Genomic DNA, 20,813 nt, shown 5'->3' with positions numbered 1-20,813 from the left:
CTATTTCAATTATCTAACCTATATTCTTGTACTCAATATTAATAGCTTGGGTTAATATACACTTGCAATGTTTGGTAGAGTACCTTCTAACTGAGTGAAGTACACATTAACGAGGGTGAAGAGTGTAGTGGTTAAGTAATGCAAAACAAAGCCTTGTTGTATTTATGTAGACACCTAATTTACTCGTAGCTATGAAATGAAACACTTCAGGACTACTATTGCTCATGCGGGTTTTATTTACCTCTCCAGGTTTTGCACAGGCAATTGAAGAAGGAAAGTGATATATGCTTTTATACAGCAACCTGTACCTTATGCTAATGTTTGAGTGGCCGGTAAAGCTATTAGGTAAAGTACCAAAGGCACAGGGGAGTTCGCTTTAGCTGATAAACCAAAGCAACTTATCACCTCAGATAAGACTATAGTTTCCTATATTGGTCATGCAAGCACCTAGATAACTTTTAGTGCTTTATAAAATAAGACGTGCAGGTTTCTGTAAATGTGATTTTATAATAAAGTAAAAAGCCACTCTTTAAAGAGTGGCTTCTTTGTATTCCTTCACTTCTAGTTTATCAGGGCACTGTGCTAACAGCTGTTTTATATTTTGGCCAAAAACTGGATGTGCCAAGTCAGGAGCAATCTCAGCTAGAGGCAGTAATGTGAAACGGCGAAGGTGCAGTTGCGGATGCGGTATAGTCAGGCGCTGCGTTTGCTGCACAAGGTTATCGTAAAAAAGAATATCGATATCGATGACGCGTGCACCCCAATGTTCCTGCCGGATGCGCCCCAGTTCGTGTTCTATGGCATTTATACTTTGCAGTACTTGCTCTGGAGAAAGTAAGGTATTTACCTCCAATACTTGATTCAGAAAAGTTGGCTGATCTGTTTTGCCCCAGGCGGCTGTTTCGTATACTTTAGAAGTGTGCATTATACTTCCGACACGCTGCGTTATACTTTCCCTTGCTTGCCTCAGGTATGAAAGTCGATCTCCTAGGTTACCGCCTAGTAGCAAGTATACTTTAGGCATGCGTCCTGAAAAATTCTATTGACATATCTGCGGCTGCTTTGGCGGCAGGAGGTAATTCTTCGTCCTCGTAAGGATGTACACCGCCAAACGAGTGATCAGCCTGTGGCAAAAGTACCAGGTGTGCATCCTGTTTCCAGCTTTTGAGGTCCTGAGCCATCTGTACTGGCAGTGTCTCGTCTTCCTCACCGTGTATAAGTAAAAGTGGCTGGTGCATGTTCAGGATTACTTTTGGGATGTCGAGGCGATGACGGTTTTTTTGAAAGTCTTCTACAATCTGGTAGTAGAGTGGCATCTTCTGACCTGTTCTAAAATTCTCAACCCACTGCACACCTTCCTGTTTCCAGCTTTCCATATGCAGTTCTTCCCAGCGGTTATCGTAACGGTTAACGGCGGCCCAGGTAGCTACTGCTTTAACACGTGGCTCTTCGGCAGCCTTTAGTATAACGGCACCGCCTCCACGGCTGTGGCCCATGAGGTAAATCCGGTTTAAGTCGAGCTCACTTTGGTTGAGAGGTCCGTGCGGGTCGTGCAGCAAATCTATTAGTGCCTGCATATCCTCCAGTTCCAAGCTAAAGTTGTTCTGCCCAAAGGCTTCCATGTCGTGCAGGTCGGAGTAGTCTTCTACAGAGGTGCCGTTATAGGAGAAATTAAACTTAATGAAAACATAGCCCTGGTCTTCGAAATATCGCGCCAGAACATTAAAGTGTCCCCAGTCCTTAAATCCTTTAAAGCCGTGTGTAAAAATGACAACAGGTTTGTGCTTTCCATCTTCTTTAAAGGTAGCATCGGCAGTAAAAGGGCGACCGTGCTCAGGGTATACTACAAAATCAACTTTCATTTGTTGTAAGGTTGTGTGGCTAAATGGTTAAGTCGTTGATTGCTTGTTTACGAAGATAAGGCAGGAAAAGCAATTGCTTTTTTGAACAGATTAACCATACAGCAATTAAATAGTTAGTGTGTCAGCAATTTAACAATTAATCACTGTTTTGCTAACACGCGTTTGGAAAGCACCCACAGAGGAAGTAATATTGCAGACTTAACACATGAGCATCGGCCTAAAGGAAATACAAGCGCCCATCGCGCCTGAAATTGATCTGTTCGAGAAGAAGTTCAGAGCCTCTATGAAAACGAGGGTATTGCTTCTTGATCGGATAATGAGCTACATAGTAAAGCGCAAAGGCAAGCAAATGCGTCCGATGTTTGTGTTCTTTACAGCCAAACTGTTCCATGAAACCATAAGCGAACCTACCTACCGTGGCGCTGCTTTAATAGAGCTGCTGCACACGGCAACGTTGGTACACGACGACGTGGTGGACGATGCGAATTACCGCCGTGGTTTCTTCTCTGTAAACGCCCTCTGGAAAAACAAGATCGCCGTATTGGTTGGAGACTACCTGCTCTCTAAAGGTTTGTTGCTGTCGCTGCAGAACGATGATTACGAACTGCTTAAGCTTGTATCAAACGCGGTGAAGGAGATGAGTGAGGGAGAACTGCTGCAGATAGAAAAAGCCCGCCGCTTAGACATTACAGAAGAAGTATACTTTGATATCATCCGCCAGAAAACGGCTTCGCTAATTGCATCCTGTTGCGCTGTAGGCGCAGCCTCGGCGGGTGCCTGCAAAGAAGACATAGAAAAGGCACGTTTGTTTGGTGAGAAAGTTGGCATTGCCTTCCAGATAAAAGACGATCTGTTTGATTACGGCACTGCTGAAATAGGCAAGCCGGTGGGCATCGATATCAAAGAGAAGAAAATGACCTTGCCGCTGATCCATGCCTTACGCGAGGCAGACTGGCTAACTAAGCGTAAGGTCATTTATAACGTAAAGAACAACAACGGCGACAGCAAGCGCGTGCAGCAGGTGATAGACTTTGTAAAGAGCACCGGCGGCATCGAGTATACGATACAGATAATGAACCAGTACCATGCGGAGGCACTGGCTATACTTCACACTTTCCCGGATTCCCCGTCGCGCCGTTCCCTGGAGTACCTGATCGCCTACACAATTGAGCGCGAAAAATAAGCTAATGCTGATTTCTTAGCTATTTATTTCTAATGCCTGGCTATACCTGTGCATCTGGATTGCAGCGTCTGTCTCGTATTTTGTAATTATTAACCCAAATTTTGCAACGGCAGTTTAGTATAACAGAGCTAGTTTTGCTCCTGCAAAATATCCTATGAAAAATGAGCCTGAACACCAACACCTGGAACCGATTGCGTTATACTTTATACCTGCCCATCTACGACCTCATCGCCGACCGCATTTTCCGAAAGTATAGAAAACGCTCAGTAGAATTGCTGGCTGCCAAACCCACCGATGCCATACTTATACTTGGTGCCGGCACCGGCCTTGATCTGCCCTACCTGCAAGGCTACACCAACCTGACTGCCATCGACATCACGCCGGGCATGATCGCTAAATTACAAGAGCGGGCAGAGGAGTTGCGAATACCTGTTAATGCGCAGGTGATGAACGGACAGCAACTTGAATTCGCAGACAATAGTTTCGATGCAGTTATACTTCACCTTATACTTGCCGTTATCCCGGATCCGGTAGACTGCATAAAAGAGGTGGAGCGAGTGCTCAAGCTAGGTGGCACTGTTATGGTGTTCGATAAGTTTTTGCCTGATGGGCAGCGGCCATCTATACTTCGCCGCTTCTTTAACCAAATAGCCAGCACGCTTTTCTCCGATATAAACCGCAGCATCGGTGGTATTACAAGCCATACTTCTCTGCAAATAGAACTAAATGAGCCTGCTGCTTTGCGTGGTACATTTAGGTTGGTAAGGCTGAGGAAGCCGGAGTAATGAGAGTTGCTTTAATGATTGGATGAGAGAAATACTATATATTAGGATATTGTAAACTCGAGACTCAATTAACTAATTTGATGGTATATGCTAAAAAAGATACTACTTCTAACGCTGATGCTTTATTCTGTGAGTCCGCTTTGGGCACAAACACCTGTACTGGAGCCAGAATTTAACGATGGTAAACTAAGCCACCCGGCAGATATAATACAGCGGAACTATAAACCCAACAGGCAAGAACTGTACAAGCTATGTATGAATTCTGTTGCATTTGTTAAATTCTCCATAGGTAAAGATGGCTTGGTGAAAGATATCGCTGTGACAACAGATACACCTCCTGCCATTGCTAATGCACTGAAGGAAGCTGTGAAAGCAACGAACAGCTACTGGAAGCCCAAATATGTAAATGGCAAGGCTGTAGAGAGCGACCCTTTTGTAATGCCTCTGGTATTCTATTATTCTCTAGGCTGTAACGGTGATATGGAGGTGATTCAATCGAACAAGTTTAACGTTGGGATGAAGAACATGCTAACGTTTGATGATGGAAATACGCTACAGATGATGAAATGTACTTTACTGCCTGCTTTTATTACAGCTGCACATAACTAATAGTAGAATGAACTCGCAAAAGCAAAAAGGCCGCTACTTTAACAGTAACGGCCTTCTATTTTATACTTCTGCCTATCAACAATCAGTAACAAATAATCAATAATTAAATCTTCTCCGCCAGCAGTTGATCCATGGTCTTCTTAAAATCAGCAACCCAATCTTCGTAGTATTTGCCGGTGCCGGGGCCGGAGAAGCCGGTGTGTATCTTACGTACTTTACCATCGCGGCCGATGAAGATGGTTGTCGGGAAGGAGAGTACGTGGTTCAGGGCCGGCAGGGCTTTAGCGGCCACTTCTTTATCCGCTACGCCACCATAAAGCAGGTCATACTCAATATCAAAACGTTCCTGCATGCGTTTCAGCCTTGGCACGGCCTGTTCGTATCCTAGGGTTCTTTCAAAGCCTAAGCCAATTATCTCCAGCCCGCGGTCTTTGTTCTTGGCATAGTATGGTGCCAGAAATTTGGTCTCGTCCATGCAGTTCGGGCACCAGGAGCCCAGCAATTGCACCAGCACTACCTTGCCTTTATACTTGTCATCCGAAAGCGATACAGGCTTGCCATTCACATCCGGGAACGTGAATTCCAGCGATTCATATCCCGGCTTCAGGTAAGTCAGTTTATCTGCCTTTGCCAGTTCGGCATTTTCGTTGCGTTTGGCGGTCCAGGTTTCATAATCGTAGAGGCCGGCAAAGTACTCGCCTTTCAGTGTGTTCTCCGCATCCGGTGTAGCCGTGAACAGGTAATCGTGGTTACCGTCAAATGTCGAAAGTTTAAGCTGGTCGCCTTCTACTTGTCCTTCCAGGTAGCGGTAATCGCCGGTTTCGGTCAGGAAAGTGCCTATTACGTAATTGTCCTTTTGCTCAAATACGCCAATGGCAGGGTAGGTTTTGCCGTCTTTTTTCGTGAAGGTCACTTCCCACTTACCGTTATAATCATAAGTGGCTGGGGCAGGGTTTTCTTTAAAACGATTGGTTTTGCCATGATCAGCCGTAAAAGGAACAGAGTAGCGCTTAGCCAGGTCGTTACGGGTAAAGCGGCCGGCCATTTTGTCGCCGTCTACTTTCGCTATCAGGTCGGCATCAAAAATATGAAGTCTGATCTTAACCGAATCGCCTTCTGTTTTTATGTCATCCACCAGAATACGTTCTTCCCCATTGATCAGGTATAGAACGGTACTATCGCCTTTTGCTTCGGCTTCCATAATAAAGGGAATCTCCTGGTCCTGGGCCTGCAAAACTACACGCCATGGACCGGGCTTGATCGTATTATCCGTGGATGTGGAAGAAGTACAGGAGGTTATAACCTGAGTTAATGCCAACGCCAACAACAAAATCAGCCTGGCAGGGGTATTAGAAAGGTATCTGTTCATGCAGCAAAGTTAGGACATACGGCTAGTAAAAGCTACTAATTAGATATGCAAGTGACTTAGATTAGACACACGGTATATTCATCCTGACGAATGTTGTTCAGAACCCCATTGATTTGTACATTTGTAAACTTCAAATAGAAGAATTAAAAACGTTAAGAATAGCAAAACTATGGCATTTGATTTAGAAATGATCAAGGCAGTTTATGCCGGCATGGAAGAGCGCATATCTGCTGCCCGCGCAAAGGTTGGCAGACCGCTTACCCTGACAGAAAAGATCCTTTATTCGCACCTTTACGAAGGTCCGGCTACAGGAGCACATGAGCGTGGTCAATCTTACGTAGATTTCGCTCCGGACAGGGTAGCTATGCAGGATGCAACGGCACAGATGGCCTTGCTTCAGTTCATGCAGGCTGGTAAGGCGCAGGCAGCAGTACCTTCTACTGTGCATTGCGACCACCTTATTCAGGCTCGTGTTGGCGCTGACGCCGACTTACAGGACGCTTACAACGAGAATAAAGAAGTTTACGATTTCCTTGCTTCTGTATCTAACAAGTATGGTATCGGTTTCTGGAAGCCGGGTGCTGGTATCATTCACCAGGTAGTGTTAGAAAACTACGCTTTCCCGGGTGGTATGATGATCGGTACTGACTCACACACACCAAATGCTGGTGGTCTGGGTATGATCGCGATCGGTGTTGGTGGTGCTGATGCCGTAGACGTAATGGCAGGCATGCCTTGGGAGCTTAAATTCCCGAAAGTGATCGGCGTGAAGCTGACTGGTAAAATGAGCGGCTGGACTTCTCCGAAAGACGTTATCCTGAAAGTAGCCGGTATCCTTACTGTAAAAGGTGGTACAGGTGCTATCGTGGAGTACTTCGGCGAAGGCGCTGAGTCTATGTCTTGCACTGGTAAAGGTACTATCTGTAACATGGGTGCTGAGATTGGTGCAACTACATCGGTGTTTGCCTACGATAACAGCATGCGTGCTTACCTGAACGCTACCAAGCGCGAAGAAGTAGTAGAACTGGCTGACGAAGTAGCACACCTGCTACGTGCTGATGACGAAGTATACGCTGATCCGGCTTCTTTCTACGACCAGCTGATCGAGATCGACCTAAATACACTGGAGCCACACGTAAACGGACCATTTACTCCGGATGCTGCATGGCCAATTTCTCAGTTTGCTGCAGTTGTAAAAGAGCACAATTGGCCAGCTAAATTGGAAGTAGGTTTGATCGGATCTTGCACGAACTCATCTTACGAAGACATCACACGTTCTGCTTCTATCGCAGAACAGGCGGTATCTAAAAACCTGGAAGCGAAAGCTGAATTTACTATTACTCCTGGTTCTGAGCTTGTACGTTATACTACAGCCCGCGATGGCTTGTTAGATACATTCGCACAGATGGGTGGTGTAGTATTGGCTAACGCTTGCGGTCCTTGCATCGGCCAGTGGGCACGCCATACTGATGATCCGACTCGCAAGAACTCTATCATCACGTCGTTCAACCGTAACTTTGCCAAGCGTAACGATGGTAACCCGAATACACACGCGTTCGTGGCATCACCAGAGATCGTAACTGCCTTCGCTATTGCCGGTGACCTTACGTTTAACCCACTTACCGATACCTTAACAAACAAAGATGGCCAACAGGTTAAACTTGATGAGCCAAAAGGTATTGAGTTGCCGGTTAATGGATTTGCTGTAGAGGATGCTGGTTATGTGGCTCCTGCAGAAGACGGAAGCAGCGTAGAGGTTGTAGTTGATCCAGGCTCTGACCGTCTGCAATTACTGGAAGGCTTTAAGCCATGGGAAGGCACAGACCTGAAAGGCCTGAAGCTTCTTATTAAAGCACAAGGTAAGTGTACAACTGACCATATATCAATGGCCGGCCCATGGTTGAAGTACCGTGGTCACCTGGACAACATATCTAACAACATGTTGATCGGTGCTATCAATGCTTTCAACGGTGAGGCTAATAAAGTATACAACGCTATGACACGTGGTTACGATGCAGTACCAGCTACAGCACGTAACTACAAAGCACAGGGAATCGGAACAGTAGTAGTAGGAGACGAAAACTACGGCGAAGGTTCATCTCGTGAGCACGCGGCCATGGAGCCACGCCACCTGGGTGTTCGTGCGGTTATCGTGAAGTCTTTCGCTCGTATCCACGAAACTAACCTGAAGAAGCAGGGTATGCTGGCGCTTACGTTTGCCAACAAAGCTGATTATGACCTAATCGAGGAGAACGATACCATCGACATCCTTGGTCTGGAGAACTTTACGCCAGGCCAGCCGCTTAAAGTGGTGTTAACGCACAAAGATGGCAGCCAGGACAGCTTTACAGTAAACCATACTTACAACGAAGGTCAGATTGCCTGGTTCAAGGCGGGTTCTGCCCTAAACCTGATTCGTCAGCAGCAAAAGCAGGCCGCTAACGCCTAATTGCTGAAAGTATAAAAACAAAAAGGCCTCTCTGAAACCAGAGAGGCCTTTTTGTTTTTATACTTAATGAGCGTGTTCTATATTTGGTATAGCTGATGCTAAGGTTTCATAATCACTATGCGCTTTACAACGCTTACGCCGTCGTAGCTAATACGAGCCAGGTAAACGCCGGCAGCCAGATCAGATAAGTCTGTAACAGCAGCATCGGCGTTGCCGGCAACAGGCACCCGCACTGTTTTGCCAACCATGTCCGTCAGCGCCACCTCCGGCAGCTTTTGCCTGGCCCCGTTGTTGTCGAGCTTAAGATGCAGTAGGCCTGTGGTTGGGTTAGGGTATACCTGAAGTTGGCCAGCCAATGCGTTAGGGATGGCAGTTGGGTTGGCTGCTTTCACTTCTACCACTTTTGTCACCGATACCTCCGAGCAACTCTGCCTGTCTGTCACGGTTAAGGTAATCTCATAGTTGCCAGGCTTTTCGAAAGTATACGTCAGGTCTTTCTCCATAAAGGGTTGGACGCTATCAAAGTCCCAGCGCCAGCTCGAAGCATTCTTGCTTTTATTTATGAAAGTAACTGGAGTTCCTGCAAAAATATCACCCTGTACTTCGAAATCAGCTACCGGAGTCATGGACAGCGAAAAAGTGCCTGGTACGGCGGCACTCTCAAATACTGAGTCAGCTCCGGCAGCATAAATAGTTGTTTTTGATTTTAACTCTTTCAAGGTATAAGAGGGTCCGCTACCGAGAGGTGTTGTTTTCTGCTGATCGGCGTAAAAATTAAATTTTGTGCCACCCTGAGGTACCCAGGTAACATCTTTGTCCGCACAGGCAGTATCTGCGAGAGCCACAGGCAGCTGGCTTGTTCTAAAACTGGTATATTTTTGCTGTGCAGCCAGTGCGTTAGCTTTAAGTCCAGATAAGTTATCTGCAGCAAGCAGTGCAAAAGCAACTATTTTAGTTTCGCCGGGAGCCAGTTTATTAACGGCTGCCCCAACAACATGCGACACATTGTTGCCATAGGCTGTTCCTGCTGTTTTACGTGCAATGCCATTAGATAGTGTTTTATACTTTTCTTCTGATGTGAAGTTATCCTCAATTGTAAGGTCATCATCCTGGGCTCCTATGTTATCAATAGCATAGTAGGATGGGTTTTTATCAGAAAGCAGCTTAATGCCCACATACGGTAGTTTAGCGGACACATGGTGCACATAGCCCAGTTGAGTTTCACTATCCCAGTTGGCGGCGTTTAGGTAATACTCACCAACATCCCAATCGGCAAATAAGCCAGCATGTAGTTTTTCGAATGTTTCAGTAGATGTATTTTTAATATGGTACTCCAGCACAATGTAATCCTGATGGCCAGTGGTGTTCCAGGCATATGCTATCTGTTTTACCTGCACCCCTACATTCAGTTCGTTGGGCGTGTTATGGTTATCGTGCATCACATGCCGTACTTCCTGTGTGGCAAGTGGGGTATTTAAGTGTCTTTTGGTAATACTTGTAGGTATAAAATCCCCGTCGTTCTCCCACATCTTTGAGCGTAAGTTATCAGAAACACGATTGTTGGATGCAGCTACGATTAATCCGCCCTCAAACAACATTGGGTTGCTGCCTTTGTAAGTAACACCATCTCCTTCGCCAAATTTAAAGCCATTGTACCCTAGGTTGCCTTTGCTGTTGAGCGTAACTTTCAAATTGTTGACATCAAGTGTAATGAAATCTGGGTTAACCTTTAGTACAAAGTTCTGGAAATCATCGTAGCTGCCATCTTTGTAGCCCAGCCGGAAAACGACTTGATGGTTTGCTGGCGCATTCTCGGCAATCTCAAATGTGAAGGTAGGTTGGCTACCAGCGCTAATACTGGCCATAGTGCCTATTGCTCCAAGTGTAACCTTATTTTTAGTGACAGTGATGTAAGGAGAGGGTGAGGAAAGCGTAACTTCTAGGGCGCTGGTAGGTGCTAAGAAGTTGATAAAGTCTGCCTTTATATGAGCTGTGGCACCAGCCGGAGGAGCATAGCTACCTACTATTTCGAACTTTGTACACCTCGTAGATTTTAGTCCTTGTTGCTTTATTGCTCTTTTTAGATTTACGCGTCCTTTGCCAAGCATTTCGAGGTATGGCTGATTCTGAGCTATCGTATAAATATCATCTGAGCTTACGCGTAGGTGTTCTATCACCTGCCGGGCATTCAGTTCCGGGTACCTGGAGCGTACAAGCGCTGCGCAGGCAGCCACCAAAGGAGATGCAAAGGAAGTCCCGTTTGCTCCGCCATAAGCCGAGTCAGAGGCATGGGAAGTTGTATACACATTTCGACTCGGAGCTGTAAGATCTATGTTATAGCTGTGGGTGTATGTGCTGTGCTTTATATCACTGGCATCGGTTCCTCCAACAGAAATCACATTATCATAAGAGGCGGGATAGAAGTTGATGTTACCAGCTGTGTTACCCCCTGAGGCTACAATAACAGCGTTACGTTCCAGAACGGCATAATTAATAATGTCCTGCTCATACTTAGAATAACCTTCGCCTCCCCACGATAAGTTGATGACACTACAACCTTTGTTAGCAGCATACACAATTGCTTCGTAGCCGCCAAAGCCACCCGACGAGGTAGAAGTGAAAACCTTAAGTGGCATAAACTTTATGTTGTAACCAACTCCCGCCATGCCTGTACTATTATTAGCTGCTGCTACAGCCACTCCGGCTACATTTGTGCCGTGCCCATTAAAACGTGTGTCATCAAATGGGTTGTTGTCGCTGTCTGCAAAGTCCCAGCCTTCGTAGTTATCAATGTATCCGTCGCCGTCGTTGTCTTTTCCATCAATGAGGTCGTTGTAATTGCGTTTAACTTTTGCCTTCAGGTCCTGGTGTGTCAGGCGAAACCCTGTATCTAAAATGCCGATTATTACATTCGTGTCACCTTTTTCTACACCCCATGCCTGGTAAGCACTAATCAGCTTTAAATAATATTGTGTGGTTAAGGTGGAATCGGCGGCAGGATCGTTAGGCTGGTGGAAAGGAACCCGTTCATATAAGGGCTCCACATACTCTACCAGACCAGAGGCCATTAGTACATTGCGGGCTTTTTCGAAGCCTATTTCAGACGAATAATTAAGCTCGAAAATCCTGGCTATTTCGGGAGCAGTGGCTCGCCTGCTAAGTGGTTGTACTGCTGCATCCGGAAATTTACGCTTAGTGGCCTTGGCGCCAATCTTCTGAAGCGCCGCTTGCAAGGGTGCATCAGATACACGACCGTTTTCCGGTTGCTGCTTAAGTTTATAAACTAAAGTATAAGGTTTAGTCTCGGCACCAAGTGGCTGGCGCTGCTGTGCATAAACCTGATAACTGTAGGTGGCAAATAGGAATGTTAAAGCAAAGATAAATATCCGCCTCAGCATCGGGTAATCTGTAAACATTTCATCAAGCGATTTAGGGTTTCTTGTAAAATTTTAGATAGACTCGCGCGTTGGCAGATAAGACTTATTGAACTTTGTTAATAAATTTCAAATTCAGTGGCCTTCGTACCATTGAATATTTTTACGTAACTTTCCGTAATAAAGTCGAAAATATAGAGAAATAATTATATTTAATATTCGAACTATGAAACTGAATTTGCTTAATAAGCATCAAGATGCCTTAAATACGGCTATTAAAGCTCTTCATGAGCGAACCTTCTATGCACGTTACCCGGAGAACCCCTCGCCTGAAGTTTATGGTGAGAACGCTGACAAGGAAGGCCGCGAAAAGTATAAGTCGCACCTGAACGAGAAATTTGATGAGTTGCTGCAGCAGGAGCCGGAGCAATGGGTAGGGCAGGAGGATTCGCCGTACGAGCAGCAGCCGCTTAATATCAAATACCCATACTTTGCACCGGAAACATTGGTAAACAGAGCCGAAGAAGCTTACCACCAGTGGCGCAAAGTAAAGCCAGCTGACCGTGCGGCTATACTTGTAGAGTCGTTGGAGCGCATGAAAGAGCGTTTCTTTGAGATTGCCTATGCTACCATGCATACTACAGGCCAGGCGTACATGATGTCTTTCCAGGCATCGGGACCACATGCAGCCGACAGAGCTTTAGAGGCAGTAGCAGCTGGCCTGGAGGAGCAAACTCGCTTCCCGGAAACAACGGAGTGGGAAAAGCCGATGGGCAAGTATAACCTGAAGCTAAACAAAACATGGAAAGCGGTTCCCAAAGGTGTTGCGCTGGTAATTGGTTGCTCTACTTTCCCAACCTGGAACACCGTGCCTGGAATGTATGCCAGCCTTGTAACAGGTAACCCTGTCATTGTAAAGCCACACCCGAAAGCTGTTTTGCCAATTGCCATAGTGGTAGCAGAAGTACAAAAGGTGCTGCAGGAAAATGGACTTAACCCGAACATCTGCCAACTGGCCGTTGACGCTGACGACCACCTGATCACAAAGGAATTGGCAGAAAATCCGAAGGTGAAGCTGATCGACTATACCGGAGGTACTGAGTTTGGAAATTATGTAGAGAGCCTGCCAGGTAAGACTACCTTTACGGAGAAAACCGGTGTTAACTCTATTATCATAGATTCTGTGGAGGACCTGGATAAGGTAGCGCAGAACTTAGCATTTTCAGTTAGTTTATACTCCGGGCAGATGTGTACTGCACCGCAGAACTTCTTTATACCAGAAGGTGGTGTAAAAGTAGCCGGCGGCGAAACTGTTCCTTTTGAAGAAGTGGTAAGAAAGATCTCTGATGCTGTGTCTGGCCTGGTAAATAACCCGAAGGCAGGTCCGCATGTATTGGGAGCTATTCAGAACCCGGCTACCTCAGAGCGTGTTAAGAGCGCAGCTTCTATTAAAGGCAAAGAAGTGTTAAGCACCTGCGATTTCTCAAATCCAATGTTTGCCAATGCCCGTACCTGCACGCCTGTTATTTACGAGGTAGATGCTACAGAGAAAGAAAGCTATAGCCGTGAGTTGTTCGGTCCAATCATGCTTATCATCAAAACGAAAGATACTAACCAGTCTGTTGAGCTTGCCAAGGAGATGGCCATGAACTACGGCGCCATTTCGTGCGGGGCTTATACTACAGACCCTGAGGTGAAGGAGAAGATCATGGATGAGATGAGCCTGGCCGGAACGCCTGTTTCCTTTAACCTGACTGGTGGTATTTATGTGAACCAGAATGCCAGCTTCTCAGACTTCCACGTAACTGGTGGTAACCCTGCGGGTAACGCTTCTTTCACTAACCCTGAGTTTGTGATTAAACGCTTTACCTGGGTTGGCTTCCGTGAGCCGGTTGCAGGCTAAGTATAATAAAGCTTAAAGTAAAACGCCGTCAGAGTAAGCTGACGGCGTTTTTTGTTTCTACTTAAAGAACTTGCCTATATCGTCTTTCAAGTTGTCTAATCCGCTCTTTAGTTCATGCCATTTGCTTTGAGTATCTTCGGTGTCGTTTAGCTTTTCGGCTATAAGCTCACGCTTTCGTTCAAGGGCGGCAATGTGTTCGTGGTAAGTATGGTTAGAGTCCGCTGTTGTCGCGTTAATGCGGCCGCGCAGCGTCTTTATCTTGCTATCCAGTTCTGCCAGGCTCTTCTGCACCTCTTCTCTTGTCAGGTGATCAGGAGCCCGCATGTGCTCCGGGTTTAGGTGATATGTATCCATAATGTATTTGCTTTCTTTTGCTCCAACTAGTGCCTACACGGGCAAATTATACTCTAAATACAGGTAAAAGCTAAAAAAGGATATAGGGGAGAGGGTATACTTGGGAGCACTCAAAGATAAATTAATGGTAACCTGCTTGGTAATGTGCCGGTGCGATGTACATTTGTGTTCTAATTAGAATTAATCTAAATAATTGAGAGGCTATAACCAAAGCTATATTCCGGTTAAGAAAGCAAAAGTATACTATGCGTAAACTGATCATCCAACTGCACCTGTGGATTGGCCTTACTACAGGGGCTGTACTTGCTGTTGTTGGGGTAACAGGTTCCGTTTATACTTTTCAGCCGGAGCTTACCCGCATGCTTTACAGCGACCTGTATACCAGCACAGCATCCGGTGTTCTGCCAAAGCCTGCAGAGGTGGTCTTTAAAGCAGCTGAGAAACATTTTGGAGCACCGGTTACAAATGCCCTGTTCCCGCTGCGTGAGCTCGAGAACTATGCCTTTAAAGTAAAGGGTAAAAAAGAATGGGTATTTTTTGATGCCAGTACAGGCGCCTACTTAGGTGAAATGGAAAAAAGGCGCGGTATACTTGATACTGTTCTGGAAATACACCGCCAGCTGACATTAGGTGAAATTGGATCCACGATAACCGGTATTTGCAGTCTTCTGCTGGCACTGGTGCTGGTGTCGTCGGGTTTATACTTGTGGCTGCCACGCAAAAAGAAAAAGCTCAAAGCTGGACTTACATTTAAGCGTAATGCCTCTAGCAAGCGCCGCAATTATGATATCCATAATGTACTGGGTTTTTACTTTAGTCTGCCGCTTTTCATAGCTGCCACTACCGGTTTATACTTTGCTTTTCCGGAGCAGGTACAAGCGGTAGCAGATGTGCTGACAAACTCGAAAGCGAAGACACCAAACCCTAAAGAACTAAAGTCGGTTTACCAGGCTGGTGTAGCACCTGTTAGTGTGTACCAGTTGCTGGAGCAGATGCAGTCATTCGAAGACCAGGGCTACTATAAACGTAACCTAACCATGCCAAAAGACAGCCTGGACTATGCCTACTTTTCCTTAACCAACGCAAGCGAAGTAGACCGAGGCCCGGAATACCGCCCACAAGTATACCTGGACCAGTACAGCGGCCAGCCTTTGTATGTGTATGAACCCTTAAGAGCATCTAGTGGTAGCCAACTTACACGCAACTGGTTTCTGCCTGTGCACTTCGGAGAGATAGGAGGGATGTTTACCAGAGTGCTTTGGTTTATAATGGGTTTGATGCCAGCTATACTTTGGGTGAGCGGAATTGTGATCTGGCGTAACAAGAGCAAAAAGAAAAAATCTCAGGCAAAACACACAGATCAGATTACTGCCTAAAGGCTACATCAGGCGATACTTTTGTTTAATTAATTGGCGCAGCTAAATCAGATAAGCAACCTATAAGTATGATAATGAGAATTTCATACTTTCTTAATAGTCAGAAACTAACCAAATGTTTGGACATTAATTGGTTTGTTGATAACAAAAGGCGATATTTGCAAGGGTTAAACAAGTATAGTGCAATTATGAAATCCATAGGCGTCTATACTTACTCATAACAGCAGAAGCAACAATGGATAAATACAGTGAATCGCTTGATTTAGTGATGTTGGTAGACGACGATGACACTACAAATTACTTAAATGAGCGCTTGTTGAAAGACATGCAGGTAGCCAAGAAAATTGTTGTAATGAAGAATGGCCGTGAGGCGATTGACTATCTTAAAACTGCTGCCTCCGGAACCTCTGATCTAAAATCACCTGACCTTATCTTCCTGGATATTAAAATGCCTGTAATGGATGGCTTTTCATTCCTGGACGCATATCAGCAGGAAGGGCTCGATGTTACAGACCAGGTGATCATCCTAATGCTTACCTCATCTGCCAGCTTCTATGATCTGGAGAGGCTAAGGAATTACAAAAAAGTGAAGAAGCATTTCTCCAAAGCACTTACAAAGCACGATGTACGTGAGATTATGAGAGAATATTTTGCTACACGATAGAAAAAGTTAAGGGCTGCAATGCAGCCCTTTTTTATTTATCTTCTTCCGATACAAGGTCCTCAACAGGCCAGGTAAACAAAAATTTACTGCCCCGGCCATGCGACTCTATCCACACGTTGCCGCCTTTCTCGTTCACTATCTTTTTAACAATAGAAAGGCCAAGTCCGGTGCTGTCCAAGCGTTCGCTATACTGCCCGCGCTCAAACATGTCGAATATAAGAGGCTGGTGCTCTGCCAGTATTCCAGGGCCGTTATCCTCTATTGTAAATAATAGCCTGTCGGGGTGTTTTTCATACCTGATGGTTATAACACCCTGCTCCGGCTGATCGTGGTATTTTATGGCATTACCAATCAGGTTGGCTAAAACCTGCTGCATGTATATTTCCTGCGTAAAGAGGTTAGGCAGGTCTGACTGTACTTCTATTTTAAAGTTATTTGGCACTTGTAACGAAGAAATAACCTGATGTATAAGCACAGGCAAATCCACATACCGGCGTTGTATGTCGTGGTGGCCGGCCAAAGAGTAGGTCAGAATTCCTGTAATCAGCCTGTCCATTTTAAAGGTTTGCTCCCTTAGCATGGGCAGCAGCACATTAGCTTCTTTCAGGTGCTCGGACTCGATACAGGCTTCCAGCGCTGTGGTTAATCCGTTTATGTTTTGCAGTGGCGAGCGCAGGTCATGTGATACCGTATGCGCAAAGGCATCCAGGTTATCATTTATCTTCTGCAGCAGTTTGTTCTTCTTATCACGGTCCTCAAGCAGTTCGCTGATCTCAGTATTGTACTGCTGAAGTTTCGAGTTCAAGCGTTTGATCTCATGTAGTTGCTGCTCGGCCTCCAGGTTGCGTATGCGCAGTTGCTCCAGCAGCTCCAGCAACTGCATATTCTGTTTCTTTATCTCGGCGTATGGCGATATGTCTGTCTCCTGCTCAAACTCCAGTGCCCATTGGTCTAGTATTGCTTTAGTAACAATAGCTGCCTGTGCCGGAATTTTACGGCGCAAAGTTACCCTCGTACCTTTCTCGAACTCAGATTCTATGTTAAACTGATCTACCAGCTTTTTAGAGTTGATGATGCCCATGCCGCGTGAGCTGCCGTAACCGTACCGTTCGCTTTGCTGAAGTATAAGATCCAGATTGCCTATGCCTCGGCCTCTGTCGCTGATAATTGCCTCCAGGTAATTTACCCCGTTCTCCTCAACATAGTTAAACTGTATGTTGCCGCTACCCACATACTCCACCACGTTGCGGCAAATCTCCGAAACAGCTGTGGCGAACTTAGTCTGGTTAGCAAGTGCTACACCTAGCCTCTCTGAGAGCTGCATTGCGCGTTTATAAGCCAGCACAATATCCAGTTCGTTGTTAATATTAATGCGGAGTATGTTGCGGAGCATGATCAACTATAGTTTTGCCTTGCATACCACTACCAATGTGTCGTCGGTGTGGCGGCTGTTGTCTAAATAAAGTACGGCGGCAATGGTGGTTGGGTGGTGCTTTAGCAGGTTCGGGTACTTGCCAATATCCCACCTCGATTTCAGACCATCAGAATGAAGTATAAGTATTTTATTGCGCATCCACTCCAGTTGCTGATTGTTAAGTGTGGTAGGTATGTTATGCCCAAGTATACCGTTGTACGAGATAATGTTCTTATACTGTGCCCCAAGCAGAGACGATTCTGGTGTATACAATTTACCGGCAATGTTACCGATGCCGCAATACGTTATGGTGCCGTTGCTGATGCTGGCAGAAAAACCTACTGCCCCTCTTGTTCTCTTTATAGCACCGTGTATTGCCCTCAGCCTGTTGGCGGGGTCAAGGCTGATGTTTTCGTGAAACGCAGCAATAGCTTGCCCAGACGCTTCGTTTGCATTTGTACCATGCCCAAGCCCATCAAGTGCCAGGATCTCCGTTCTGCTGTTCTTTACAGTTATGGCAAAGCCGTCGCCGCAAACAGTCTCGTTGGGCTTAGGCACCATAATATAACCTGTCTCTAATCGGGCAGGTGCCTGCAGGATTTTAGAAAGCGCACTGGCTTTGGTAATGTGTACCAGTATTACAGTACCGAAGTTAGGTTGCGAGTAAAGGTCGAAGAAAGATGATTGCCTTTTGATAGCACCCAACCCTTCGCCTGATGAGCCGAAAGTAGACACACCATCCTCCTGCATACGGGCAGGCTCACTCATGCCAGGGCCATTATCCATACATACAATCTCGAATGTATGGATCGGGTTGCCGATTGGCTTTACAAGTATCTCGCCGCCGTTTGCAGAAAATTTTGCCAGGTTAGAAAGCAGTTCAGAAACAACGATATTTACCTTGCCTATTTCCCCCTCAGAAAAACCCCAGCCTTCAGCAAGCTTGGCAATATCCCTTTTAGTGATACTTGCAAAGCTTCTGTCAGGTAGGGCAAAACGGTGATGGTGATTAGCGTCCATGCTTCCAGTGTATAATCGTAACGGTGGTGCCGGTGCCCGGGGTGCTCTGAATATCAAACTCATTTACGAGTCTTTTAGCGCCAGGAAGCCCAAGGCCTAAACTACGGCCCGTAGAAAATCCATCCTGCATAGCCTGTTTTATATCAGATATACCCGGCCCTTCGTCCACGAAAGTTAGTCTTACGCCAGTTTGAGCACTTTTGCTGATAATTTCTAAAATAACTTTGCCGCCGCTGGCATACTTTAGCATGTTGCGGACAAGTTCGCTGGCTGCCGTAATAAGCTTGGTCTGGTTAACCAGGCTCATGCCTATTTTTGCAGCAAACTCGCGTACCCTATTTCTAAAAGGAACTACATCTTGCTCCCGCACGATTTGCATCGTGTCTTTAGTCATTACGATCATCTGGCTCTCCCTCTTCGTCTTCGTTAGAGCCACCGTACAGGCCAATAAGGTCCTGTAACAGCTCCATGCCTTTTTCTACATTAAGTGCCGTATGCACCCCTTGCAAGGTAAGGCCAAGTTCGACCAGAGTAATTGCCACAGCAGGCTGCATACCAACCACAACTGTCTCGGCATCCATAATGCGTGACATGGAGGCTATGTTACCTAAGATGCGACCCATAAAAGAGTCGACAATACTTACAGCTGAGATATCGATAAGCACACCTTTTGCCTCAGTTTTGCTTACCATGCTAATTAAGTCATTTTCAAGATTGAGGGCCAGCCGGTCATACAGGTCTACCTGTATAGTAACCAGCAAGTATGGCCCCATCTTTAAAATAGGAATTCTATCCATTCTAAGTTATCGAATCAGGCCAGCACCTGTGTTCTTGTTTATTTTCCTTACTTCCACGCTACTCATGCTAAAGGCCAGCTGCAGCGCGCTTGCCAAAGAGGCTTTTGTTTTGATGTTAGACAGGTCGATACCTAAGTGCACAATTGTCTGAGCAATCTCGGCGCGGATACCGCTGATGATACACTCGGCACCCATCAGGCGGGTTGCGCTAACTGTTTTGATAAGGTGCTGCGCTACCAGAGAGTCAACAGCCGGCACACCCGAAATGTCAAGTATGGCGATGTTGCTGCCTGTGTTCACAATCTCCTGCAACAGGTTTTCCATCACAACCTGGGTACGGGCACTGTCCAAGGTGCCAATGATAGGCAATGCAAGTATACCTTCCCACACACGGATAACCGGAGTAGATATTTCGCTTATCTCATCTGTCTGGCGAAGTATAACCTCCTCCCGGCTTTTGATGAACGTCTCGAAAGTGATGATGCTTAGCTGATCGAGCAGGTTATTGATAGTGGTAATTTCTTTGTAAAGAACTTCAGGCTGATCCTTATACTCATCTTCCATTACAGTGCTAATAGCTCTTTTCAGGCTAAGCACATACATACCTGTTTCGCGTGGACTAAAACCCTGGCGGGCACGTGTAATAGATACGTCACTTAAAATCTCTGTAATTTGATCGAATTCAGCGGCAAAAATATTGTCTATGTTGCCAGATTTAACAGCACGAGCGAGCGCATCTATCAATTCTTCAGACTGCTTCAGTAGCTCGTCGTTTGTCATTAGGTCATCTCTTAGTGCGCTATCAGCAAGCTGATTTTGCATCCAGATTTCCAGTATTCTCTTTTTTTGCTTTTGCAAGAGGTTGGCAGTTATGTTCATGTTTTTAAGAATGAACGGTTTAAGTTCAATTTGATGTGATCAGATAATTCAGGAAGAGTGCACTAAAGGCCACATGTACCAAAGGTATAAAAATAAAACGAATAAGTGTGATGCCGGGCATTATACTTAAAGCAGATAGGTAGTACGGGCAATCGGTTTAAAGGATATGCTGAAATGATACAATAGAGGAAGTTTTGCGGATGCTGGGCTGAAGAGGAGGTTAGGCTCTCTTTACAGTAAATTATAAATAAAAAAGGTCCTGTCTGTAGAACAGGACCGGGCTTTGGTCGGAGTGGCGGGATTCGAACCCACGACCTCCAGCACCCCATGCTGGCGCGATACCAGGCTACGCTACACCCCGTATTAGCAGAGGCAAATTAAAGTTACAATGCTTAAAATACAATACCTGGTAATATGAAAATTTGTGTTTTCACCTCTTCACTTACAAATATTCGCTTGTATAAATCAGACAAAGTTTGTGCAGGTAATCAATAAACTTATTTCAAACGCAATTCAGTTTACCCACTACAAAGATGTTATTACTACTAAAATTGAAGAGCTGAAGAATAGTTTACTAGTGATTATCCAAGAAAATGGATAGGTAAACCGAATAGATTTACTTGGACCCGTCATCCTGGACTTAGAGGAAAGCCTTCGACCGGACTTGGGATGTAAATTATTAGAACGATTGTTGAATGGCACCGAGGTAAAATATGGTTCGATATCGAAGAAAATAAGGGAATCTCATGTATATATCGAACTACCTAAGTAACTT

Annotated in this window: 17 protein-coding genes and 1 tRNA gene; 7 read left to right on the top strand and 11 right to left on the bottom strand. The window is 45.6% G+C overall.

Annotated features, from left to right (window positions below; translation table 11 throughout):
• Positions 1-529: 529 nt before the first annotated feature.
• Both folK and H8S84_RS06485 read right to left on the bottom strand, forming a co-directional pair.
• Positions 530-1,024: a 2-amino-4-hydroxy-6-hydroxymethyldihydropteridine diphosphokinase gene (folK, locus tag H8S84_RS06490; RefSeq protein ID WP_187066425.1), complete on the bottom strand. Its 495-nt coding sequence runs from the start codon at positions 1,022-1,024 to the stop codon at positions 530-532.
• On the bottom strand, positions 1,017-1,862 hold the full coding sequence (locus H8S84_RS06485; protein WP_187066424.1) for an alpha/beta hydrolase family protein: 846 nt from the start codon (positions 1,860-1,862) through the stop codon (positions 1,017-1,019). Before H8S84_RS06485 ends, folK begins: the two co-directional genes overlap by 8 nt.
• 205 nt (positions 1,863-2,067) lie before the next feature.
• On the opposite strand from H8S84_RS06485, the gene H8S84_RS06480 reads away from it, so the two are divergent.
• The 3 genes from H8S84_RS06480 to H8S84_RS06470 all read left to right on the top strand — a co-directional run bounded on the left by H8S84_RS06480 (position 2,068) and on the right by H8S84_RS06470 (position 4,439).
• Positions 2,068-3,045: a polyprenyl synthetase family protein gene (locus H8S84_RS06480; protein ID WP_187066423.1), complete on the top strand. Its 978-nt coding sequence runs from the start codon at positions 2,068-2,070 to the stop codon at positions 3,043-3,045.
• A 161-nt stretch (positions 3,046-3,206) separates the two neighbouring features.
• A complete protein-coding gene (locus H8S84_RS06475) occupies positions 3,207-3,830 on the top strand; it encodes a class I SAM-dependent methyltransferase (RefSeq protein WP_187066422.1) in 624 nt (207 codons plus the stop codon).
• Between the two features lie 87 nt (positions 3,831-3,917).
• Positions 3,918-4,439 (top strand): energy transducer TonB, encoded by a 522-nt coding sequence (locus H8S84_RS06470; RefSeq protein WP_187066421.1) that lies wholly within the window; start codon positions 3,918-3,920, stop codon positions 4,437-4,439.
• A gap of 103 nt (positions 4,440-4,542) precedes the next feature.
• On the opposite strand, the gene H8S84_RS06465 is transcribed toward H8S84_RS06470, so the two are convergent.
• On the bottom strand, positions 4,543-5,808 hold the full coding sequence (locus H8S84_RS06465; protein ID WP_187066420.1) for a peroxiredoxin family protein: 1,266 nt from the start codon (positions 5,806-5,808) through the stop codon (positions 4,543-4,545).
• 169 nt (positions 5,809-5,977) lie between these two features.
• Between H8S84_RS06465 and H8S84_RS06460 the strand changes: the two genes are divergently transcribed.
• Complete coding sequence (locus H8S84_RS06460) at positions 5,978-8,257, top strand: aconitate hydratase (protein ID WP_187066419.1); 2,280 nt, start codon at positions 5,978-5,980, stop codon at positions 8,255-8,257.
• Positions 8,258-8,355: 98 nt separating this feature from the next.
• Here H8S84_RS06460 and H8S84_RS06455 read toward each other — a convergent pair whose 3' ends face one another.
• Positions 8,356-11,673 carry a S8 family serine peptidase gene (locus H8S84_RS06455; protein ID WP_187066418.1) on the bottom strand — a complete coding sequence of 1,106 codons (3,318 nt, stop codon included), beginning with the start codon at positions 11,671-11,673 and terminating at the stop codon, positions 8,356-8,358.
• Between the two features lie 184 nt (positions 11,674-11,857).
• Here H8S84_RS06455 and paaN point away from each other — a divergent pair, with 184 nt between their 5' ends.
• Complete coding sequence (gene paaN / locus H8S84_RS06450) at positions 11,858-13,534, top strand: phenylacetic acid degradation protein PaaN (RefSeq protein WP_187066417.1); 1,677 nt, start codon at positions 11,858-11,860, stop codon at positions 13,532-13,534.
• Positions 13,535-13,591: 57 nt separating this feature from the next.
• On the opposite strand, the gene H8S84_RS06445 is transcribed toward paaN, so the two are convergent.
• Positions 13,592-13,888 carry a sll1863 family stress response protein gene (locus tag H8S84_RS06445; protein ID WP_187066416.1) on the bottom strand — a complete coding sequence of 99 codons (297 nt, stop codon included), beginning with the start codon at positions 13,886-13,888 and terminating at the stop codon, positions 13,592-13,594.
• A 245-nt stretch (positions 13,889-14,133) separates the two neighbouring features.
• Between H8S84_RS06445 and H8S84_RS06440 the strand changes: the two genes are divergently transcribed.
• Positions 14,134-15,264, top strand: a complete 1,131-nt coding sequence (locus H8S84_RS06440; RefSeq protein ID WP_187066415.1) for a PepSY-associated TM helix domain-containing protein — start codon at positions 14,134-14,136, stop codon at positions 15,262-15,264.
• A gap of 235 nt (positions 15,265-15,499) precedes the next feature.
• Entirely contained in the window at positions 15,500-15,928 is a 429-nt protein-coding gene (locus H8S84_RS06435) for a response regulator (protein WP_187066414.1), read from the top strand.
• A 31-nt stretch (positions 15,929-15,959) separates the two neighbouring features.
• Here the strand turns inward: H8S84_RS06435 and H8S84_RS06430 are convergent, their stop codons facing one another.
• From H8S84_RS06430 to H8S84_RS06405, 6 genes are all read right to left on the bottom strand, one after another.
• Positions 15,960-17,321 (bottom strand): sensor histidine kinase, encoded by a 1,362-nt coding sequence (locus H8S84_RS06430; RefSeq protein WP_187066413.1) that lies wholly within the window; start codon positions 17,319-17,321, stop codon positions 15,960-15,962.
• A gap of 6 nt (positions 17,322-17,327) precedes the next feature.
• Complete coding sequence (locus H8S84_RS06425; RefSeq protein WP_187066412.1) at positions 17,328-18,362, bottom strand: SpoIIE family protein phosphatase; 1,035 nt, start codon at positions 18,360-18,362, stop codon at positions 17,328-17,330.
• Positions 18,352-18,756: an anti-sigma regulatory factor gene (locus H8S84_RS06420; protein ID WP_187066411.1), complete on the bottom strand. Its 405-nt coding sequence runs from the start codon at positions 18,754-18,756 to the stop codon at positions 18,352-18,354. Before H8S84_RS06420 ends, H8S84_RS06425 begins: the two co-directional genes overlap by 11 nt.
• Positions 18,749-19,159: an STAS domain-containing protein gene (locus tag H8S84_RS06415; RefSeq protein WP_187066410.1), complete on the bottom strand. Its 411-nt coding sequence runs from the start codon at positions 19,157-19,159 to the stop codon at positions 18,749-18,751. Before H8S84_RS06415 ends, H8S84_RS06420 begins: the two co-directional genes overlap by 8 nt.
• 6 nt (positions 19,160-19,165) lie before the next feature.
• Positions 19,166-20,038, bottom strand: coding sequence for an STAS domain-containing protein (locus H8S84_RS06410; protein WP_187066409.1), 873 nt, complete (start codon positions 20,036-20,038; stop codon positions 19,166-19,168).
• A 284-nt stretch (positions 20,039-20,322) separates the two neighbouring features.
• Positions 20,323-20,399 (bottom strand) — tRNA-Pro (locus H8S84_RS06405).
• Positions 20,400-20,813 lie beyond the last annotated feature (414 nt).

This window comes from Pontibacter cellulosilyticus (assembly GCF_014306105.1).
Lineage (GTDB): Bacteria > Bacteroidota > Bacteroidia > Cytophagales > Hymenobacteraceae > Pontibacter > Pontibacter cellulosilyticus.
The sequence above is the reverse complement of the archived record's forward strand: the minus strand, read 5'-3'. Positions and strand labels throughout refer to the sequence as shown.

What these genes read in the sequence shown, in the direction of transcription:
- H8S84_RS06430 (WP_187066413.1), bottom strand. Translation starts at nt 17,321, where the DNA reads ATGCTCCGCAACATACTCCGCATTAATATTAACAACGAACTGGATATT.
- H8S84_RS06475 (WP_187066422.1), top strand. Translation starts at nt 3,207, where the DNA reads ATGAGCCTGAACACCAACACCTGGAACCGATTGCGTTATACTTTATAC.
- H8S84_RS06415 (WP_187066410.1), bottom strand. Translation starts at nt 19,159, where the DNA reads ATGGATAGAATTCCTATTTTAAAGATGGGGCCATACTTGCTGGTTACT.
- H8S84_RS06480 (WP_187066423.1), top strand. Translation starts at nt 2,068, where the DNA reads ATGAGCATCGGCCTAAAGGAAATACAAGCGCCCATCGCGCCTGAAATT.
- H8S84_RS06410 (WP_187066409.1), bottom strand. Translation starts at nt 20,038, where the DNA reads ATGAACATAACTGCCAACCTCTTGCAAAAGCAAAAAAAGAGAATACTG.
- H8S84_RS06425 (WP_187066412.1), bottom strand. Translation starts at nt 18,362, where the DNA reads ATGGACGCTAATCACCATCACCGTTTTGCCCTACCTGACAGAAGCTTT.
- folK (WP_187066425.1), bottom strand. Translation starts at nt 1,024, where the DNA reads ATGCCTAAAGTATACTTGCTACTAGGCGGTAACCTAGGAGATCGACTT.
- H8S84_RS06485 (WP_187066424.1), bottom strand. Translation starts at nt 1,862, where the DNA reads ATGAAAGTTGATTTTGTAGTATACCCTGAGCACGGTCGCCCTTTTACT.
- H8S84_RS06435 (WP_187066414.1), top strand. Translation starts at nt 15,500, where the DNA reads ATGGATAAATACAGTGAATCGCTTGATTTAGTGATGTTGGTAGACGAC.
- H8S84_RS06420 (WP_187066411.1), bottom strand. Translation starts at nt 18,756, where the DNA reads ATGACTAAAGACACGATGCAAATCGTGCGGGAGCAAGATGTAGTTCCT.
- H8S84_RS06440 (WP_187066415.1), top strand. Translation starts at nt 14,134, where the DNA reads ATGCGTAAACTGATCATCCAACTGCACCTGTGGATTGGCCTTACTACA.
- paaN (WP_187066417.1), top strand. Translation starts at nt 11,858, where the DNA reads ATGAAACTGAATTTGCTTAATAAGCATCAAGATGCCTTAAATACGGCT.
- H8S84_RS06465 (WP_187066420.1), bottom strand. Translation starts at nt 5,808, where the DNA reads ATGAACAGATACCTTTCTAATACCCCTGCCAGGCTGATTTTGTTGTTG.
- H8S84_RS06455 (WP_187066418.1), bottom strand. Translation starts at nt 11,673, where the DNA reads ATGTTTACAGATTACCCGATGCTGAGGCGGATATTTATCTTTGCTTTA.
- H8S84_RS06470 (WP_187066421.1), top strand. Translation starts at nt 3,918, where the DNA reads ATGCTAAAAAAGATACTACTTCTAACGCTGATGCTTTATTCTGTGAGT.
- H8S84_RS06445 (WP_187066416.1), bottom strand. Translation starts at nt 13,888, where the DNA reads ATGGATACATATCACCTAAACCCGGAGCACATGCGGGCTCCTGATCAC.
- H8S84_RS06460 (WP_187066419.1), top strand. Translation starts at nt 5,978, where the DNA reads ATGGCATTTGATTTAGAAATGATCAAGGCAGTTTATGCCGGCATGGAA.